General features: G+C 37.0%; 1 protein-coding gene. It reads left to right on the plus strand.

The features are described from left to right. Positions 1-342 precede the first annotated feature (342 nt). Positions 343-1017: an RIO1 family regulatory kinase/ATPase gene (locus tag AB1414_21000; protein ID MEW6609890.1), complete on the plus strand. Its 675-nt coding sequence runs from the start codon at positions 343-345 to the stop codon at positions 1015-1017. The last annotated feature ends 327 nt before the right edge of the window (positions 1018-1344 follow it).

The raw sequence follows: 1344 nt of genomic DNA on the forward strand, positions 1-1344 counted from the left end.
GATTGTGGAAAACAACAAATTTCCATAAATTTCTATTAGTTTCTATTAATTTCAATTTTTTTAATAATATCTCCCTATCTCCTTAATCTCCACATCTCCTTTTGTTACACCACCTGAACGCTTACAATCTTGTAACCGTTTACCTCACCAACAGAGATGCAGAGAAAAACACACCCCTAACCCCTCCTCTCAAAAGGGGAAAATCTATGGACAGATAGATTAACAAATCTGGCTTGCCTGCTGAACATTCGGCAAGCAGGTTATAAGTATTTCTATGTCTTCTCTGCGAACTCTTGCGTCTCTGCGGTAAAGGACTACCTGACTCAAGGTAGAATTTAAAATATGGATTGGAAATTGGTAAAAAGGGGAAATTTACATCCTGTCGGCAATGTCCATACGGGTAAAAAAGCAGAGGCAAATATTTGGTTAACCAGGATAAATGACCAATTAGTTGCGGTAAAAGATTATCATTCAAAGAGATTTTTGTTTAAATTACTCTTTGGGCGATGGCTTATTCGTCGGGAATTTGAGATATATAAGAAATTACAGGGGATAAAAGGTATTCCGAAGGTCTATCAGTTATTAGATAAAGATGCCTTCATTTTAGAATATATTGAAGGGGAAGATTGCTATCATTTTAAGGGGGGAGATTTGAATGAAGAAGTTTATGTGAGACTCAGGGACTTAATAGATGAAATACATTGTCGTGGTGTAGTTCATTGTGATTTAAAGAAAAGGAGCAACATCCTTATTCGGGCTGATTGGCAACCATATCTGGTGGATTTTGCCACGGCTTTTACTCAAGGAAGCAGGTTTAATTTTATTCAAAGGTGGTTTTATAACCAGTTTTATCAGGATGATTTAAAGGCGATTGCCAAGTTAAAAAAGAGGTTATCTCCACACCTCTTAACCCAGGAAGAAGAGACTAATTTATCTAAACGGCTATTTTTAGAAAATGAGGTTCGATTTATCCGAAAATATGTTCGGCAATGGATAAAGAAATTAGCTTCACGCTAAATTTCCACCTGTGCAATTAGAAATAAAAGGGGGGACTATTCAGCCACTGATTAACACACGGATTAGCACGGATAACTACAGAGGGCAGAGGGGAAAGGGGGGAAACGGGGAAAGGGAGAAATCTGTGTCCTCTGCGGTAAAATCTTGTGGATATTTTCAGGGGAAGTTTCACGCAAAGGACGCAAAGAACGCAAAGAAAAAGTAAGCATTCAGGTGGTGTAACAAAAGGAGATGTGGAGATTAAGGAGATAGGGAGATATTATTAAAAAAATTGAAATTAATAGAAACTAATAGAAATTTATGGAAATTTGTTGTTTTCCACAATCA

The sequence above is a fragment of the bacterium genome, from assembly GCA_040755795.1.
Classification (GTDB): domain Bacteria; phylum UBA9089; class CG2-30-40-21; order CG2-30-40-21; family SBAY01; genus JBFLXS01.

Bases quoted from the DNA above. Each gene is read 5' to 3' on its own strand.
- AB1414_21000 (MEW6609890.1), top strand. From the start codon at position 343: ATGGATTGGAAATTGGTAAAAAGGGGAAATTTACATCCTGTCGGCAAT.